We start from the raw sequence: 15,382 nt of genomic DNA, 5'->3' as shown, positions 1-15,382 counted from the left end.
CTCGGCCTGGGGCGGCGCGGCGGCCCGCCCGGCCCCGCGGACCTCGTTTCGTCGGCCCTCGGCCGAGCTCTTTCCCACGATCAGCAATGTAAAGATTACCCGACATCACGTCAAATAACCTTGTCGTAGGGGATGGCTGCGTCAGCCATGGCATTCGCCCGATATCTGGTTCTGGCCACCGGCTCCAGCTACGCCTACCGGCCGAAGGAACTGGCTGACGTGGACCGGGCCCTGATCGTCGGGGCCGGGCCTGTCGGTCTGGAACTGGTCGGTGAGATCAAGGACGTCTGGCCGCACAAACAGGCGACCATCGTCGATCCGGCCGAACAACTGCTGCCCGGATTCGCTGCGGAGAGGCAGGACGGCCTGCGCCGCCAACTCGACGAACTGGACATCCGTCCGCGGTATAACCACGCCTACGCCATCGGTGACCTCACCGCCCTCGCGCGGAAGCATTCACCTCGGAGCGCGGAACACATTGTGTGTGCAGTGCGCCTAGGTCGGCCTGGACCGAAAAGATGCGCCCTCACCAGCGGTGATCGGGACCTGCCGTTCGGCGCACCCAGTGACCGGTGCACGATGGGTAACGGCGCGGGCCTCGACGTGTCCTCATCTGACCGGCGCTGCGCGGCGCAGCGCGGCGGCCCGCAGGAACCGCCCGCCGGTGCCGGTGCCGGTGCCGGTCCCGGGTGCCGGCGGGTCGTCGTCTCCTGCGGCGGAATCGGTCGGCTGTCCAGGCTCGCGACCGTCGATGAGCTGGTTCATGAGGTCATCTCTTTCTTCGTCGTGGCGGGTGCCAGGGGCGACGTTGTCTCGGGGTTCGCGGACGGGCCGGTCTGAGGGGGAGCGGGAACGCCGGCGAACAGCGCCTCGACGGTGCCGCCGAGGCGGTGGGCGATTGCCAGTGCCAGGTAGACCGAGGGCGCGTAGTTCCCCGCCTCAATCGAGGCGATGGTCTGTCGCGTCACGCCCACGGCGTCGGCCAGTTCGGTCTGGGTGAGCTCGGCGGCCCGCCTGGCCCCACGGACCGCGTTCCGTCGTCCTTCGGCCGAGTTCCTTCCCATGAGCAGAAACGTAAGCTCTACTGGACATCATGTCAAGTAGACTTGGCGTATCGCAGGTCGGCGAGCCCCGGGTCCCGGTGTCGCGGCCCGCGTACCCGGGCCGCTCAACGCGTCGGCCGAACGGTCAGGCGCGGGCTGAGTGCGACGGGGTCGACTTCCGGCTCACAGCCGGACGGCGAGATCGACGCCATCGTCGAGGGGGACGGGGGTGTGGACGTAGCCGTTCGCCGGGTCGTGGACGTACTCGAGGTAGCCGCGGCTCTCCTCGGCGAACAGCGTCACGTCGTCGGCGACGACCAGCGCGCCGGAGGCGAGGCGAGGTTCGAGCATGCGCAGCAGCGGCAGATACAGCTGGTTCCAGCCGTCCAGCAGCAGCAGGCCGATCTGCCCGGGCAGGTCCCCCAGCGTCTCGAACGCGTCGCCGACCCGCACGTCGACGAGATCTCCGAGGCCGGCCTCGGCCAGGTTCGCGCGGGCCGCCGCCGCCTTCGCCGCGGCCAGTTCAGTAGTGATCACCTGGCCGCCGCCGTTGTCCCGGACCGCCGCGGCCAGATGGATCGTGGAGATCCCGAAGGACGTCCCGAACTCGACCACGAGCCTGGCGCCTCGCGTTCGAGTGAGGAGGTAGAGCAGCCGCCCGACCTCCGGGGCGACGGGCATGTAGATCTCGGCGGCGGCGTCGGCCGCCACCGCGGCCAGGGAGGCGTCGACCTCACCGCCGAACCGGTCGCGCAGCGCCAGCAGGGCGGGGCCCTCCTGCGCGGCCGCGGTGAACAGCCGGCTCAGCACGGTACGTGGGGCGTCGTCGAGCAGGGTCGCGGGCATGGTGAGGACACCTTTCGGAAGATGGATGTCGCACAGAGTCGGGCGGCCGGGCCTTCGGCCGGGGTCTGGCAGGGCCGAGGGCAGTGTTCGCGCGCTCGGTCCGCGTCGTAGTGGACGCCTTGTCACGTACTGTCGCGATAGGTCGTTGAGTGCAGGCCGAGCCTAAGCGCCAGACGATCTGCCTTCAAATGCAGGTGAATCACTGAAATGATGCGCGGCATGCATAGTCCGGCGCCGGTAGCGGCAGGCGACCCACGGCCCCTGTCCGGCATCGACCTGAACCTGCTCGTGGCCCTCGACGCGTTGCTCGCGGAACGCAGTGTCAGCGCCGCCGCCCGACGCCTGCACCTGACCGAGCCGGCGACGAGCCGCGCCCTCGGCCGTATCCGCCGCACCACCGGCGATCAGATCCTCGTCCGCACCGGCCACACCATGGTCCCGACCCCGCGCGCCCTCGAGATCCAGGCAGAGGTCAGCGATCTGGTCCGACGCGCCCAGGGCCTGTTCGCGCCGGTCAGCATGCCCGACCCCGCCGACCTGGACCGGACGTTCACCATCCTCAGCAGCGACATGCTCATCGCTGCCGTCGGACCTGACCTGCTCACTCGCCTCGCCACCGAGGCCCCCGCCGTGCGGATCCGCTTCCTGCCCGAACCGACCCCCTCCGCCGACCCGCTGCGCGACGGCACCGCTGACCTTGAAATCGGCGAAATCGACTCAACCGCCCCGGAAATCCGAGTCGAGACGCTCGGCACCGATGACGCCGTCCTGATCGTCCGCGCAGGCCATCCCCTCGCCGAGGGTCCCGTCACACTGGACCAGCTCGTGGCGGCCCGTCACGTTGTTGGCTCCCGCCGTGGCCGCTTCCGCGGCCCCCTCGACGACGCCCTCGCGGCCCAGGGGCTGCGCCGCACCGTCGCCGTCGCCGTGCCCTCCCACACCGTGGCGCTGACGATGGTTGCCCAGAGCGACCTCGTCGGCATCGCCCCCCGCCGACTCGGCCGCTCCGCCCTCGCCGCCGTCGGCCTGGCCGTCCTCGACCTCGACCTGGCACTGCCGCCGCTTCCCATCAGCCTCGCCTGGCATCCCCGCAACGACGCCGACGCCCCCCACCGCTGGCTCCGCACCCACCTTCGCGACGTCATCACCACCGCCCTGAGCGGCCCGCCCATCGACGCCAGCGTTTGACGGGAGCCGCATCAGTAGTTTCTTGATCACTTTTCCCGGTGGGCTTCGGGACCAGCGGGGCATTTCTCCCGATCGGCTGTGTCATGCCCCGCGAGGCGCCGTCCTCATCGACTACCTGAACGACCACCTCTTGGCACGGGCCAGGGGAGTCCTCCTCGGCGACCTATGCTGAAGTCATGAGTGTGACTGTGCTCTCGCCGCCCGCCGTCTAGGCGGGCTGTCACGGTACGTAGTCGCAGCGGGTGAGGATGCCCGCCGCGCTGGTCGTGCTGCCCGCATTCGGATACCGGGCCACTTCCTTTCGTAGAGAGCACATGATGTCGAATACTTCTGGCGTCCTTCCTGTCGGGTGGGGACTGACTTTTCTGGCTGTCGCGGGTGTCACGTGGGGCACGACCGGAGCGGCGGTGGACATCATCTACCGGATTAGTGATGTCGGACCAATGACCGTTTCCTTCTGGCGTTTCGCCAGTGGTCTGTCTGTGCTCCTGCTGGTGCGTTCCGTACGGTCGCACCGATCTGTGGATGTTTTCGAGCCGGCCGCGTCGCCGCGTCGTCGACGGCTTGCCGTGCGGGTCGGAACGGGCGTTGGGCTGGCAGTTTTCCAGACCGCCTACTTCGGAGCGATCGCTGCGACCGGCCTTACGGTGGGCACGATCGTCACGTTGGGAGCGGCCCCGGTGTTGACTGCCCTCGGAGCGCGGCTGGCGCTCGGCGAGCGACTCGGGAACGGCGTCGCCGCGATTCCGGCGGCCCTCGCCGGGCTGGTGGTGCTCGTCCTGGGAAATCATGGCGGCGCGGTGCATCCAGCGGGCGTACTGCTCGGACTGCTTTCCGCGACGGGATACACGACGATCACTCTGCTGGCCCGGTGGGCTGGACGTGCCGGCGGCGGGCATGATGATGCGGGCACGCTGACGGCGTGGGCTTTTGGTATCGGTGGTGCGGTTCTCCTGCCGTTTGCCGTGGCCGACGGACTCCTGCCCCACACGACCAGCCTCGTCTGGGTACTGGGCCTGCTGGTATATGTCGCCGTGGTGCCTACAGCGCTGGCCTACCCGCTCTATTTCGCCGGCGCGGCAGTCGTGCGTGCCGCCACGGCCTCGACCATCATGCTGATCGAGCCGGCCAGCGCCACCATTCTTGCGGTTACCCTGCTCGGCGAGCAGCTGTCGACGGCGATCGTGGCCGGCACGGTCCTCCTGCTGGTCGCAGTGACCATTCTGGCGGTGACCGAGGTCCGGCTGGCTGATTCACCAGCAGTGGTGTGAGGGTCTCCTCCCAGCGGGCCAGCGCCGCGTCCGTCCGCTCGCTCGGTGACCTGCCCACATCTCTCTATCGTAGGAACCGCCCCGATCGGTTCGCGTCGGAGACCGGGCTATCGCACAATCACACTTTCTTGGTGCTTCACATCGGTAGCCCGGAGTCCCGGCGGAAGGTCCGTGAACTCCGCTCCGCCGGGCTTGGCTATAGCGCAATGCCGCTTACTTAAGCTGCCCGCGCGAGTTTGAGCGTGGCTGAGTGATCATGCTGGGTTGCTTTGTCTGTCGGGCGTTTGATGCGGTAGTCGTTGTGTCGGCCTCGTCGGATGGCGCGGGGGTAGGTGCGGTGGCGGCGTGGCGGGTTGGGTCGTTCGACGATTTCCGTGAAAGTTTCGCGGAGCGCGTGGGTGTGGTGGTCAGGGGTAAAAATCCGCCTGGTCGGTGACCTGGCGGCGGATGACGCGTAGCGCTCGGGTGAAGAAATTCTGTCGGGGTCAAGGTCGACTTCATCGGCGGCGTCGACCATGATGCTTCGGATCGCGTAGTGACTCAGAAGCGGCGCCCAGATTTCCTGTTCGGCGAGGGCGGGTAGTTTTGAGCGCAGGACGCGACCCTCGCCTCGCTGGTGGGTCTTTATCTCGTCGAATGTGTTTTCGATTTCCCAGCGATCGTGGTAAGCGGCGGCGAGGTCGAGGGCGGGTGTGTCCGTGTGATCGAGGATGCTGGTTATCAGGCAGATCAGTTCTTCGGATCCGGAGCCGGGGCGGTGACCCGCCAGAGCAGGTCCGCGCCGGTGTTCAGGACCTGCGCCCAGAGATCGAAGCTGTAGGAGTACCGGTCCGCGGTGAGGAGCATGCCCGGCCCGCAGGCGTCGACCAGGGGGCGAGCCAGAGCGCGTTCGCTGTCGGAGCAGGCGCCGATGGCGGCGGCGACGACGGCGTGGGTGCCGCACTCGGCGAGCGCTACGACATGGGCTTGGGGGAAGGCGCTCGTCTTGTGACCATTGGTGAACCGGCCGAACCTGGCGGCGTTGTCAGGGGTGTCCGCGAGGTCGAGGAAGAAGCCGTCGATCGCCATCAGCCGCCGGGAACGCAGCCAGGCGGCCGTGTCCGCGGCCGGCCTGGCGCCCGGCGCGGTCCACGACCTAGCCGGCTCCCGCGCGCGGGCGGTTGTCGCCACGCCCACGTCCGGCTTCTCCGGCGTCGCCGTCGCAGGAGGGGACGAATCCGCGGGTGGGTGACGCCGCCGCCCCTCGGCGGACGCTGCCAGCGCCCGCTGTTCGTCTGACGGCCCTGGCTATCGTGATGACGACTGCACCTGAGGCAGATCGCCGAGGCGGACGACCTGCTGACTAACGACCCAACGACCCGCTCGCGCTGCTGATCGGGATGGTTCTGGACCAGCAGTGTCGTTAAACCTGGAGTGGGGCCGATCAAGGGCCGGCTACGGGCCGCTTCGCCGGATCGCGCCTGTCGGCGGTGACCGTCATCGCCTGACTTGTGCGTCCGGCGCAGGTATGCGCTGGAGATCCTTAACAAGGAATGGCTCGTCCTGGCATCCATCCAGATCCGCTGGTTCGCCGCATCACTCCCGCCGGACATGCCGGACACAGTACGTGAGATCCGCCGACGGTCGAGTAAGACGGGGCGACGAGGTCCATCGCGCAGCGGCCTGACCAGCGACGCGACGGCCGCGTTGATCAGGCTACCCTGCGGGCATGGGACTGCACCTGAGCCAGATCGACGAGGCGGACGAGCTGCTGACCAACGATCCGCTTGCCCTCCTTATCGGCATGGTTCTCGACCAACGGGATTCGGAACAACCCTCGGGCCCGCGCGGCGAGCATGAAGCTCCACACAGCCGGAAGAATGGATCCCCACGTCATCGACTGAGTCAACGCGGAGGCGCCATCCGTCCGTCCTTCGACGCACGGCACGACGATGGCGGGTATGCGATGGATATTGTCGTACAGGTGTTGGAAGCCGCTCACCATCTGGGTCATCGAGCGGCTGGGCATGGTCATCCGCTGTACGTCGCGGTGACTCAGTCGGCTCACGCCGGGATCCACGACGGCGACGGCGCGACGGAAAACATCCGCCAGGGCCGCTCGACGCCTGGCATCGGTGACCACGACGAAGTGCCACCGCTGTCGGTTGCCCGGTCGGGGCCTGCACCGCGAGGTCGACGCGGCGACACGACACGCTGACCACGAGTGCCGACCGCCGACGCGCCGTTCTGACCGTCGACGTTTCGCCGTGCCGTGTTGGCGGACTCAACCAGGTCGGCCAGCGGTGGGCGGCAGGTCCGTCAACGCCGTCGGCTGGCCGGTGCCGGCGCCGGTGCCGGTGCCGGTGCTGGTGGCGATGGCTGGCAGGTCCCGCAGCGTGGTCGACAGGCCAGGCGCGACCAGTAGCGCTGTCAGCATTCCGGCGCCGCCGGCCAGCAAAAAGGTGGTCCGCGGGCTGGTCGCGTCAAGCAGGAGGCCGCCTGCCAGGTACGACGCCGCGGCGGCGACCCCGATGGCACCGTAAAAGGTGCCGAAGACCCGTCCGAGTAGGCCGGCTGGGACGATGCGTTGGAGCAGGGTGTTGGCGGCGACGTCCATCGCCGCGATGCCCAGACCGCGCACGGCCTGAACGGTGAATGCCGCGCCGACCGCCCAGGTGAGACCGGTGAGGAAGTTGCCGACGCTGCTGACGAAGAATCCGCCGACGAGCAGCAGCGGCATCGACGCCCGTGTGCTCGCCCGGGCTAGCAGGGCGTAGCCCACGACCAATCCGATCCCGACCGCTGCGAGCAACAGGCCCACTGCCCAGTCGCCAGTGCCCAGTGTCTCCTCGGCGAGCAGGACCAGCGCGACGTCGTCGATGCCGTTGAAAGCGACCGTCGCACAGAAGCCAACGAAGATCACGAGAAGCGCCCGGTTGGCCAGCAGGTAGCCGATCCCCAGGCGGGCCTGGCCGAGCAGGCCGCTCGGTTCGTCGTCCGTCCTCGGCTGTGCCGGGAGGGGTCCAAGACGCAGCAGAAACAGCGCGGACAGCAGGAAGGACGCGGCATCGACCAGGAGCACGACGTGCACGCCGACCAGCGGCAGCAGCGCTGCCGCGGCCAGCGGGCCGGCGACCTCCGCGGCGTTGGTGCCGAACCCGATCGCGGAGTTCGCGACCGGCAGGTCCCGGTCTCCTACCAACGCGGGAACCGCCGCTCGGGAAGCGGGCATGAACACCTGTCCGGTGATCGCGCGTACCGCGACCAGTGCCAACAGGATCGGTAGCGCGGGCAGCCACAGTGCGATCGCGAGCATGGTGACCGCCTGGCCGGTCTCGCAGAAGATCATGATGCGTCTACGGTCAAGACGGTCGCTGATGGCACCCGTGAACGTGCCGAGCAGGGACGGTGCGAAGTCCCCGGCGAGCAGGAGCAGCGCGATCGCCACTCCCTGCCCGGTCGTGTCCGCGACATGGAGCATCAGCGCGACCAGGCTCAGGGAATCGCCGGTACGGGAGACGCACCGCGCCGCGAACAGTCCGCGCAGCGGGCGGTTCGTGCGGAGCAGCCGAAGTGCTCCGTTGTGTTCCCTGTCGGTGCCGAGGGCCACCTGGGCCGGCCGCGGTGGTTGTTGCCCGGCCACACCCGCGTCTGTCATTCCATGTCACGGAACCCTGGCATGGACGCAATGTAGCCGGCGCGTGCCATTCAGCGCGACTGGATATTTCGGATCGACGAGGCGGACGAGCTCCTGCCGCGAGGAGCCCTTCACCGAGCTGATGGGACAGGTGATGGCCACTGCTGAGCGGTTCGGGCACCGCCAGCATGTTCACCTGACCTGGCTGGCCGTCCACCACTACGGCACAGCTGCGGCAGTGGGCCTGATCGGCGAGGGCATCCAGCGCACCGCCCGCTACGCAGGCGCCCCCAGAAGTGCAACCCTTGATGTCCAAGACAGACCTGCCTCAGGAGGTACTCGGCTTCCTCGGCGCGCTCGAGACCGTGGCTGCCGACACCCCGACAGCGTCCCCGACTCACAGCTTCCGTGGCGCCACTACCCGGATTGGTCGGGGATCGGAAATGCCGGTCCGCTGGGCGCGGCGGGTGGCCGCGGCGAGGCTATCCAGCGCGGTGCGGCCTTCTCGGAACAACACCTCGCCGGCGGTTGTCAGCCGGACTGTCCGGCTGGTCCGCTCGACCAGGGTCACGCCCATGCGGCGTTCGAGCTGGCGGATCGCCCGGGACAACGGGGGCTGCGCGATGCCCCGGGTGAGCCGGGCTGCTGGCGGCTTTGGCCGCGCTCATGCTGGTGCCCATCGGACAACTGCACGAACCGCGATCGGCGGACCTGCCATGACTGCCCGCCGGCACTGCGCTGCCCGAAGGCATGGCTGCCGGGACGCACAGGAAAGGGCCTCGGCGCCGCTCTCGCCGTAGACCTGCGGTCACCGGTTGGGTTCAACAAAGATGATCGCCAAGCGATCATCTGACGGTGGTATGACGGTCCACGCTGGACCGTCGGCTACGGTGATGGCGTGGGACTGCACCTGAGCCAGATCGATGAGGCCGACGAGCTGCTGACCAACGACCCGTTGGCGCTGCTGATCGGGATGGTGCTGGACCAGCCAGTATCGGAAGGATGGAGCGGGACCGGGCGATTCGCACTCGTCTGACCACATGGCGTCATCATCTGATCTGTGGCTCCGCTGGAGCCGGAACGAAGGACCACCGCAGGTGACTGTGTCCGCGTTTGACGTGCGGGAGCCTGCGTCGGTAGCGTCATAGGTACTTTCTCCCCGCCGTCCTCCGGGACTGGCGGGGCTTTTTCCTAGATCGGTTACGTCATGCCCTCGCGAGTCGCTGTCTTCAGCGACGTGGCTAGCATCTTGATATGCACCCTGTTGGCATTGGGGTGCTTCTAGTCGCTGATTGGCGGTAGGACCCCTTCATCGGCGGCGAGTCGGCAGGACGTCAGAAAGCCGAACATCCCCGTGCCGTCCTTGCGTCGGAAAAAGTCCACCATCTCGGTGTTGAACTCGTTGCGGCGCGCGGCCGGGACGCTGATGGAATCCATGCCCTGGGACATGAGGTGGCCATTCATCATGTAGCGCGCGGTGCGTTTGTTGCCGTCGTAATAGAACTGCTGAAACGAACCGAAGAGGAAATATGAGATCGCCTGCTCGAACTCGGCGTCGATCTCGGTCGACAGGAATTCCAGGCCCTGAGAGAAAATGCGACGCAGGTTCTCGCCGCCGCGCTCGGTGGCGGGTGGTAGGTAGCGGCCATGCTGTCCGAGGCTGACACCTGGGGTGAGTGTCTCCCGGCCCTCGCCGCGGAAATGGCCTGACTCCAGCGCCTCGTCTCGGGCGAGCAGGAACTGGAGCCTGTCGGAGATCTCTTTGGAGAGCCGGAACTCGTGCGTCCGGACAAGCTGGGCGAGCTCGTTCGCAGCCTCCGCGAGGTTCAGGACCTGACGTTCGTCGCTGATCTTCCGCCCGCCGACCGTGATCCCGTCCAAGAGCGTCTGGACCTCGGGGTAGGTGAAAGGGTTTCCCTCAAGTACCGCGGCATCCCAGACGTACTCCGGCAGCGAGCGGTGGAACCGCCAGACGGCGCGCTCGATCGAGAATCGCGGAATATCCCGGCGTACGGCGGACCGGTCCCATACGAATCCCAGGGCGCCTAGCATCGCCTTACTCGTCGCCATGATCGCACCTCCTCGGGACCGAGCGCCACCGGCATGTGCCGCGAGCCTTGCCTGTGATCCAACGATACGGGACCGCGGGATCTCGGAGCGTCCTACCGTGCGGCACGCTGTAGCCGGTGGTCCGCACGTCGACGGCGCGGCGATGTGGCCAGCGGCGAGCCCCTTACGACACGCCGGATGGGTGTTCCTCCGCCGCTCATCGTGGCGGCTTGGGCGAGCGCGTCGCAGGTGCGTTCACGCGCGATGCGCGTTCGACAGGACACAACGACACCGCCGCACCGTGTGATTGTGCTGCCCCATCGTGATCGTGCTCCGGAGTCTGCTCAGCTGAGCGGCGTCCCGACAGCGTCACTGGCGACGACCGGGCGAACGATCATCTTATGATCATGCCACCTCGGGCGGCTGCGGAGCGTTGATCGGCTCAGGTGGGTGTCCTGGTGTGCTCCGCCGACGGCTCCTTGATCGGGGCGGACGTCTCGCTACCCAGGAAGGAGACTGACTCTCTTTCAGGGCAGGTCCGCGCGTCGCCGCCGAGGTTCGCGATCATGCGTCGTAGCACGTTGAGCGCGGCCACGTACTCATGCGGGGCGATGCCGTCATGGAGCTGCGCCAACGCCCGATGGGCGCGGTCCGCGGCACGCGTCCGCCCAGCCTCGCCCGACTCGGTGATGACGAAGGTCTCGTCCTGTGTCTGAGTCATCCAGCCGCGGTTGAGTAGGTCGTCGAAAACGCCGTCGAAATCGATGTTGAGATCGTCGAACCGTGCGAGTCGGTGGATGAGGCGCGCGCGGTCCCATTCCTCGGATTGCCCGCGACATGGTTGAGGATCCACCAGTGCGGTTGGGTGAGCCCCTCGGTGGCCAGATCCGCGCGGATCCGGCCGACGACTCTACGGTAGGTCTCGCCGCTCCAATAGCCGATCGGCTGCTCCGCCAGTACCTCGTCCGGATACTTCTTGATGTCCGTGGCCATGTCAGTGCTTCCTTCGGTGCTGGAGGGCGTCCTCGCCGCGGCATGGCGCCATCGAATGATCACGCTAGAACCTCTACCAAGCTTGAGGTCAAGGTGGCCAGGCGCGCCTTGCTCCCGGGGCCGGCTACGGTGATGGTGTGGGACTGCATCTGAGCCAGATCGCCGAGGCCGACGAGCTGCTGACGAACGACCCGCTGGCGCTCTTGATCGGGATGGTGCTGGATCAACAGATTCCGCTTGAGCGTGCCTTCGCTGCGCCGCACGAGCTGACTCGCCGCCTCGGCCGTCCCTTGGACGCCGAGGAACTGGCCACGTACGACCCGGACGCCCTGGGCGCGGTCTTCTCCCGAGTGCCAGCGCTCCACCGTTTCCCCGGCTCGATGGCGAAGCGGGTGCAGGCCATGTGCCAGCTCATCGTGGACACCTACGACGGTGACGCGGCCCGCGTATGGACGACCGCGGCCGACGGCAAGGAACTACTGAAGCGGGTGGCGGCGCTGCCGGGCTTCGGCCAGCAGAAGGCCAAGATCTTTGTGGCGCTCCTGGGCAAGCAGCTGGGCGTGACGCCGCCGGGGTGGCGGGAGGCGTCCGCGCCGTTCGGGGATGAGGGCAGCTTCCGCTCCATCGCGGACATCACGGACGTCTCCACCCGCGACCAGGTCCGGGAGTACAAAAAGGCGACGAAGGCTGCCGCCAAGGCGCAGGCCGGCTGACGGGAGCCAGGACCCGTCACCGCCGGGCGGGTCGTGGCCGCGTCGCCCTGGTGGGTCCGGACGTTCCTTGCTTGTCCGACTTGATGCGATCAGCAGCTCCCGCTGGAGCGTGCGTTCGCAGCCCCGCGGGAGCTGACGCGATGAAGGCCGAAGCTGGGAACTGTCGCACGGGAGTCCTTCAGCAGCCGCCACTTTCCACCCTCGCCGGGTAGCCCGGGGGCGACATCCCCCGGGCTACCCGGCGTCGTTGTATGATCCGGACGGCTGCGGATTGACCTTGTCGGAATCCAGTGTGATGCCCTGGTCGACGAGCACGGGCATTGCTTCGAGCGCGCTGTCCGTAGTGATGCTTGCGATGCACTCAGGGCTACCACCGACATAGGTGGTCATAAGGTCGATGTCGGTGACCAGGCACCACGCCTGATCGTCAGGCCACCACAAATTGGCCCTTTGATCACCGGGCGAGTCCTCTACTGACCTGGCGGCTGCGGGCAATGGACCGGACAACAGCATCATCTCGCGACGCGGCATCGCCACTCTGGGTGCATGCCCCCAGCGTGCCTCGAGGCCGCCGAATCCTGACCACACGGCAAACCAGCATTCGTCGACCGTGGAGGTGTGCCGGGCCAACAGGTGCGCGAGACGTTTGGCCTGCGAAACAGGAAGCGATCCCACGGAAGGGCATTCATCCCAGACATCATGCTGCGTATCACCGCGCGAGTACCGCCAGGAACCGGTGATGGACTCCCACTGCATCAACGGATGCGCGACCGTTCCATTCCGGTGCGCTACCTTTGCCCACTTCACTTCCTGGTCGCCCAAATACACTGGATGGAAAACTCGAGCATACGCCAGGAAGCTGTTGGGCAACAGCGATCCAATCGTGTATTTGGCACCATTGGTTTCTGCGACAACCCAATCCCCCGGACTCCCGGAAATCGCTATTTCGAGGGCATTGGAGGAGATTTCAAACTTATCCACGGCTTCACGTCTCATGAGTTGGTCGACAGGAATATTCTAGCCGCCTCGGAGCGCTGCGTGGATCACGCCCCAACCGTCAGCCTACGGTGAACCAGCCAGTGTCGCAACCATGATGTCAGGCCAGGACCAGGTCAGGCCAGGGACGGTGGAACCGCGGGCATGGCGAGCAGTGCGGTGGTGATGGCGCGTAGCGCGGTGGCGAGTCGATGGCCTTCGTTGTTTTCCAGCAGCCGCAGGATCGGGTCGCTGTGCAGCGAGCTGAGCAGGACGTGGGCGACCAGGTCCGCGTCGAGATCCGCTCGTTCCTCGGCGATCAGTGCGCTGATGTGGGAATGCCACACGTCGTACACCGGTCGGGCCTCGCCTGTCGCCGCGTGGCTTGGTTCGGCCGACTTGGTTGCCCGGTCCGGAAGGTCCGCGCAATGTGTGTCGGTGGTGGAGCGTCCGGCGCTCGGCAGAGCGGCGCCGAGTGCGGCGACGAGCCCCTTGTTCCGGCTGACAATCTCGACGACGGCGTCCAGAAAGGCGTAGAGGCGTTCGTGGGCCGACGCTCCGGGGCCGAGCGGCGGCGGAGCGCTGAGGATGGATTCGTTGAGGGCGAACGCCCGTTCCTGCATCACGGCCATCAACAGATGTCCCCGGGAGCCGAAACGGTGAAAGACGGTGCCCTTCCCGACGCCGGCCGCGCGGGCGATCTGTTCCATCGTGATCTTCTCCGGTCGGTGCCGGGTCAGCAGGTCCTCCGTCGCGGCCAGGATCGCGCGCCGGTTGCGCGTGGCGTCGGCGCGCTCCCGCCGCTGGTCGCTCATCAGATCCTCCTCGAAGCGGGCGTCCACTGCGTCGCACGCTAGCTGATCGTGCTGCCGGCACCTGGCCGACCAGACCGATTGTCAGCGGCCGCCATGGACAACTGGACTCGGAGTCCAGTAGCATGATGCCGCATTAACTTGACCGCTACTCCACTTATTCGTGTTGTCGGGAGGCTTCCATGCGCCGGATCCGCTACTACTCCTACGGCGGCCCCGAGGTCCTGACGGTCGAGCAGGCCGATATCCCCGTGCCCGGGCCTGGCCAGGTGCTGGTGCGAGCGAGTGCGATCGGCGCGAACTTCGTCGACACGAAGCTGCGTCGCGGCCCGTCGAGCGGACCGATCTTTGACCGTCCGTTGCCGGGCCGGCTCACCGGCGACGTGGTCGGCACGGTCGAGGCCGTCGGCCCCGGAGTGGCTGTGGACCAGCCGGCCAGCCTGGTCGGCCGACGGGTGGCGACCCTGTCCGAAGACGCCTTCGCCGAATACGTGGTGGCCGACCTCGACTGGCTCGCCGAGGTGCCGAGCGGCCTCGACGTCGGTGCGGCGAGCATGCTGCCCTTGGGTGGCCCGACGGCGCTCGGTGCGTTGCGCGCCGGGCGCCTCGCGCCGGGGGAGACGGTGCTCGTTCATGCCGCCGCCGGCGGTATCGGCCATCTCGCGGTGCAGCTTGCGAAAGTGCTCGGTGCGGGCCGGGTCATCGCCACCGCGGCCGGTGCGGCGAAGCTCGACTTCGCCCTCGACCATGGTGCCGACGTCGCCATCGACTACTCCGCGGACGACTGGCCCGACCAGGTGGGTAAGGCCGCGCCCGACGGGGTCGACGTCATTCTCGACTCGATCGGCGGCCAGACCCTGCTACGGGGTCTCGACCTGCTGGCACCGCTGGGCCGTACGGTCGTGTACGGAGTTGCCTCCGGCGACTTCCGGGAGATTCCGGTGACCAGCCTGTTCGCCCTGCGCTCCGTCGTCGGATTCTCCCTGCTCGCCTGGCGGGCGGCAGACCCGGAGGCTGGCCGTCGTGACGTGGCCGAGATCGCCGGGCATCTGGCCGCCGGCCGGCTGCGCACGACCGTGCATGCCTGCCTTCCCCTCGACGAGGCGGCCAGCGCGCACCGCATGTTCGAGGAACGCGCTCACCGTGGTCGCATCCTTCTTCTTCCGTAGGCCGTAGGCAAACCCCGATCCACTGCGACCGGCCGCCTGGCCAGCGAGATCTGAGACGCCCTGTTCACGAAAGCGTCTCATTCGAGGGCGAACTGGGCGACGCGGTTCGGGATGCTGCCCGGCGCGCCGGAGTTGGACTGTCGGCCTGGCTCGCGGTCGCCGCCGCGGCGAAGCTTCGAGCCGATGCCCTGACCGAGTTCCTCGACTCGTGGGAGACGGCGAACCCGGCGCTGACACCGGAGGAACTGGCGCGGGCGGAGCGTGAGCTGGGTCTACGCGCGGATCAGTCGGCGGGATGAGCGCACTCGTTCTCGATGCGGGCGCGTTCCTGGCTGTGGAGCGTGGCGATCGGGCGATGCTCGCCCGCCTGCGGATCGCACAGCAGCGGGACATCGGCCTACGGAGCAACGCCGTCGTTGTCGCTCAGGTCTGGCAGGATCGCGCCGGGCGGCAGGCGATGCTGGCCGGCCTGCTACGCGCGGTGGAGGTGTGTCCCGTTGACGAGCGGACCGGTCGCGATGCCGGTGTGCTTCTTGCCGCGTGGGAACGTCCGATGTGGTGGATGCGACGGTCGCTCTGCTCGCCCGTCCGGGCGACCGCATCCTGACCAGCGACCCCGATGGCATCGCCCGGCTTGTTCAGGCAGGGGATGCGCCGGTCGCGGTGGTGCGCTGCTGACGGCCTTGTTGACGCTGAGAAAGCAGAGC

17 protein-coding genes and 2 pseudogenes are annotated in these 15,382 nt (G+C 67.7%); 8 read left to right on the top strand and 11 right to left on the bottom strand.

The features are described 5' to 3' along the window. The first annotated feature begins 147 nt into the window (after positions 1-147). On the top strand, positions 148-840 hold the full coding sequence (locus tag MXD58_RS00225) for an NAD-binding protein (RefSeq protein WP_248837517.1): 693 nt from the start codon (positions 148-150) through the stop codon (positions 838-840). Here MXD58_RS00225 and MXD58_RS00220 read toward each other — a convergent pair. Both MXD58_RS00220 and MXD58_RS00215 read right to left on the bottom strand, forming a co-directional pair. Further along, positions 762-1,064 carry a helix-turn-helix transcriptional regulator gene (locus tag MXD58_RS00220; RefSeq protein WP_248837518.1) on the bottom strand — a complete coding sequence of 101 codons (303 nt, stop codon included), beginning with the start codon at positions 1,062-1,064 and terminating at the stop codon, positions 762-764. The genes MXD58_RS00225 and MXD58_RS00220 overlap by 79 nt on opposite strands. Before the next feature lie 162 nt (positions 1,065-1,226). Next, on the bottom strand, positions 1,227-1,889 hold the full coding sequence (locus tag MXD58_RS00215; protein ID WP_248837519.1) for an O-methyltransferase: 663 nt from the start codon (positions 1,887-1,889) through the stop codon (positions 1,227-1,229). 219 nt (positions 1,890-2,108) lie between these two features. On the opposite strand from MXD58_RS00215, the gene MXD58_RS00210 reads away from it, so the two are divergent. Then, positions 2,109-3,077 carry a LysR family transcriptional regulator gene (locus tag MXD58_RS00210; RefSeq protein WP_248837520.1) on the top strand — a complete coding sequence of 323 codons (969 nt, stop codon included), beginning with the start codon at positions 2,109-2,111 and terminating at the stop codon, positions 3,075-3,077. Positions 3,078-3,391: 314 nt separating this feature from the next. After that, on the top strand, positions 3,392-4,348 hold the full coding sequence (locus tag MXD58_RS00205) for an EamA family transporter (RefSeq protein WP_308301865.1): 957 nt from the start codon (positions 3,392-3,394) through the stop codon (positions 4,346-4,348). A gap of 217 nt (positions 4,349-4,565) precedes the next feature. Here MXD58_RS00205 and MXD58_RS00200 read toward each other — a convergent pair whose 3' ends face one another. Next, positions 4,566-5,291 (bottom strand): transposase, encoded by a 726-nt coding sequence (locus tag MXD58_RS00200; RefSeq protein WP_374615411.1) that lies wholly within the window; start codon positions 5,289-5,291, stop codon positions 4,566-4,568. A gap of 765 nt (positions 5,292-6,056) precedes the next feature. Here MXD58_RS00200 and MXD58_RS30015 point away from each other — a divergent pair. Continuing rightward, a pseudogene (locus MXD58_RS30015) lies at positions 6,057-6,149 on the top strand (HhH-GPD-type base excision DNA repair protein); the annotation flags it as partial. A gap of 69 nt (positions 6,150-6,218) precedes the next feature. On the opposite strand, the pseudogene MXD58_RS30010 reads toward MXD58_RS30015, so the two are convergent. From MXD58_RS30010 to MXD58_RS00185, 3 genes and pseudogenes are all read right to left on the bottom strand, one after another. Beyond that, positions 6,219-6,470, bottom strand: a pseudogene (locus MXD58_RS30010) (nitroreductase family protein); the annotation flags it as partial. Between the two features lie 141 nt (positions 6,471-6,611). Further along, positions 6,612-7,985 carry an MFS transporter gene (locus MXD58_RS00190; RefSeq protein WP_248837523.1) on the bottom strand — a complete coding sequence of 458 codons (1,374 nt, stop codon included), beginning with the start codon at positions 7,983-7,985 and terminating at the stop codon, positions 6,612-6,614. A gap of 376 nt (positions 7,986-8,361) precedes the next feature. Further along, positions 8,362-8,589, bottom strand: coding sequence for a LysR family transcriptional regulator (locus MXD58_RS00185; RefSeq protein ID WP_308301864.1), 228 nt, complete (start codon positions 8,587-8,589; stop codon positions 8,362-8,364). Between the two features lie 273 nt (positions 8,590-8,862). On the opposite strand from MXD58_RS00185, the gene MXD58_RS00180 reads away from it, so the two are divergent. Further along, positions 8,863-9,000 carry a hypothetical protein gene (locus MXD58_RS00180; protein WP_248837524.1) on the top strand — a complete coding sequence of 46 codons (138 nt, stop codon included), beginning with the start codon at positions 8,863-8,865 and terminating at the stop codon, positions 8,998-9,000. Between the two features lie 245 nt (positions 9,001-9,245). Here MXD58_RS00180 and MXD58_RS00175 read toward each other — a convergent pair whose 3' ends face one another. From MXD58_RS00175 to MXD58_RS00165, 3 genes are all read right to left on the bottom strand, one after another. Beyond that, positions 9,246-10,034, bottom strand: a complete 789-nt coding sequence (locus tag MXD58_RS00175; RefSeq protein ID WP_248837525.1) for a Fic family protein — start codon at positions 10,032-10,034, stop codon at positions 9,246-9,248. Positions 10,035-10,455: 421 nt separating this feature from the next. After that, positions 10,456-10,734 (bottom strand): hypothetical protein, encoded by a 279-nt coding sequence (locus MXD58_RS00170; protein ID WP_248837526.1) that lies wholly within the window; start codon positions 10,732-10,734, stop codon positions 10,456-10,458. Continuing rightward, positions 10,731-11,006: a winged helix DNA-binding protein gene (locus MXD58_RS00165; RefSeq protein ID WP_248837527.1), complete on the bottom strand. Its 276-nt coding sequence runs from the start codon at positions 11,004-11,006 to the stop codon at positions 10,731-10,733. The genes MXD58_RS00170 and MXD58_RS00165 overlap by 4 nt, the downstream gene beginning before the upstream one ends. Positions 11,007-11,143: 137 nt before the next feature. On the opposite strand from MXD58_RS00165, the gene MXD58_RS00160 reads away from it, so the two are divergent. After that, positions 11,144-11,719, top strand: a complete 576-nt coding sequence (locus MXD58_RS00160; RefSeq protein WP_248837528.1) for an HhH-GPD-type base excision DNA repair protein — start codon at positions 11,144-11,146, stop codon at positions 11,717-11,719. A gap of 234 nt (positions 11,720-11,953) precedes the next feature. On the opposite strand, the gene MXD58_RS00155 is transcribed toward MXD58_RS00160, so the two are convergent. Both MXD58_RS00155 and MXD58_RS00150 read right to left on the bottom strand, forming a co-directional pair. After that, on the bottom strand, positions 11,954-12,700 hold the full coding sequence (locus MXD58_RS00155; RefSeq protein ID WP_248837529.1) for a hypothetical protein: 747 nt from the start codon (positions 12,698-12,700) through the stop codon (positions 11,954-11,956). A 131-nt stretch (positions 12,701-12,831) separates the two neighbouring features. Beyond that, positions 12,832-13,509 carry a TetR/AcrR family transcriptional regulator gene (locus MXD58_RS00150; RefSeq protein WP_248837530.1) on the bottom strand — a complete coding sequence of 226 codons (678 nt, stop codon included), beginning with the start codon at positions 13,507-13,509 and terminating at the stop codon, positions 12,832-12,834. A 179-nt stretch (positions 13,510-13,688) separates the two neighbouring features. On the opposite strand from MXD58_RS00150, the gene MXD58_RS00145 reads away from it, so the two are divergent. Both MXD58_RS00145 and MXD58_RS00140 read left to right on the top strand, forming a co-directional pair. Then, positions 13,689-14,675, top strand: coding sequence for a quinone oxidoreductase family protein (locus MXD58_RS00145; RefSeq protein WP_248837531.1), 987 nt, complete (start codon positions 13,689-13,691; stop codon positions 14,673-14,675). A 295-nt stretch (positions 14,676-14,970) separates the two neighbouring features. Continuing rightward, the gene (locus tag MXD58_RS00140) at positions 14,971-15,282 is read left to right on the top strand and encodes a hypothetical protein (RefSeq protein ID WP_248837532.1); all 312 of its coding nucleotides are present in this window, start codon (positions 14,971-14,973) and stop codon (positions 15,280-15,282) included. The last annotated feature ends 100 nt before the right edge of the window (positions 15,283-15,382 follow it).

Source organism: Frankia sp. AgKG'84/4 (assembly GCF_023242965.2).
Taxonomy (GTDB): Bacteria; Actinomycetota; Actinomycetes; order Frankiales; family Frankiaceae; genus Frankia.
The sequence above is the reverse complement of the archived record's forward strand: the minus strand, read 5'-3'. Positions and strand labels throughout refer to the sequence as shown.

Excerpts from the sequence above, each read along its gene's own strand:
- MXD58_RS00225 (WP_248837517.1), top strand. The coding sequence starts at position 148 with ATGGCATTCGCCCGATATCTGGTTCTGGCCACCGGCTCCAGCTACGCC.
- MXD58_RS00220 (WP_248837518.1), bottom strand. The coding sequence starts at position 1,064 with ATGGGAAGGAACTCGGCCGAAGGACGACGGAACGCGGTCCGTGGGGCC.
- MXD58_RS00215 (WP_248837519.1), bottom strand. The coding sequence starts at position 1,889 with ATGCCCGCGACCCTGCTCGACGACGCCCCACGTACCGTGCTGAGCCGG.
- MXD58_RS00210 (WP_248837520.1), top strand. The coding sequence starts at position 2,109 with ATGCATAGTCCGGCGCCGGTAGCGGCAGGCGACCCACGGCCCCTGTCC.
- MXD58_RS00205 (WP_308301865.1), top strand. The coding sequence starts at position 3,392 with ATGATGTCGAATACTTCTGGCGTCCTTCCTGTCGGGTGGGGACTGACT.
- MXD58_RS00190 (WP_248837523.1), bottom strand. The coding sequence starts at position 7,985 with ATGACAGACGCGGGTGTGGCCGGGCAACAACCACCGCGGCCGGCCCAG.
- MXD58_RS00175 (WP_248837525.1), bottom strand. The coding sequence starts at position 10,034 with ATGGCGACGAGTAAGGCGATGCTAGGCGCCCTGGGATTCGTATGGGAC.
- MXD58_RS00170 (WP_248837526.1), bottom strand. The coding sequence starts at position 10,734 with ATGACTCAGACACAGGACGAGACCTTCGTCATCACCGAGTCGGGCGAG.
- MXD58_RS00165 (WP_248837527.1), bottom strand. The coding sequence starts at position 11,006 with ATGGCCACGGACATCAAGAAGTATCCGGACGAGGTACTGGCGGAGCAG.
- MXD58_RS00150 (WP_248837530.1), bottom strand. The coding sequence starts at position 13,509 with ATGAGCGACCAGCGGCGGGAGCGCGCCGACGCCACGCGCAACCGGCGC.
- MXD58_RS00145 (WP_248837531.1), top strand. The coding sequence starts at position 13,689 with ATGCGCCGGATCCGCTACTACTCCTACGGCGGCCCCGAGGTCCTGACG.
- MXD58_RS00140 (WP_248837532.1), top strand. The coding sequence starts at position 14,971 with ATGAGCGCACTCGTTCTCGATGCGGGCGCGTTCCTGGCTGTGGAGCGT.